Source organism: Rothia sp. SCPM-O-B-18226 (M350), assembly GCF_058213595.1.
Genome location: NZ_JBYQJS010000012.1, coordinates 1 through 393 on the forward strand (window position 1 = coordinate 1; position 393 = coordinate 393).

The 393-nt window shown below is 61.3% G+C and carries 1 pseudogene; it reads left to right on the forward strand.

Annotation, left to right across the window (positions count from 1 at the left end):
• Positions 1-175 (forward strand): annotated as a pseudogene (locus AC3E6W_RS08720) (acetone carboxylase); the annotation flags it as partial.
• Positions 176-393: the final 218 nt, after the last annotated feature.

The window sequence follows — 393 nt, forward strand, 5'->3', positions numbered from 1 at the left end:
GGCGGCGGAGTTCCAGCTGCTGTGGAACAACCCCAAGGTACACACCCCCGAGCGCCGAAAGATTTGGTTGGCCTGCTCGGAGCACGTGGGTTGGTTGGAGAACTACCTGCGCGAGCGCGAGTTCTGGAAGCAGACGCTACCCTTCGACGGCTCCGAGGTGAACTCCTCCGAGTAGCCGGCGGAAAGGGCTCGGCGAAGGGACCACCCCTCAATCGAAACTACTTTCGATATATGCTATATTTGTTCTAATAGCTTTAGATTGAGGCACTCTCCGCGCACCCCCAGCGCCCACCAGCACCCCAGGAGGCAACCCCCATGATGGGATACTCGCACACCGTCAGCGCCGCCGCCGGCTGGTTGGCCCTGGTCGAGACGGGAGTTGTGCAGGTTCCG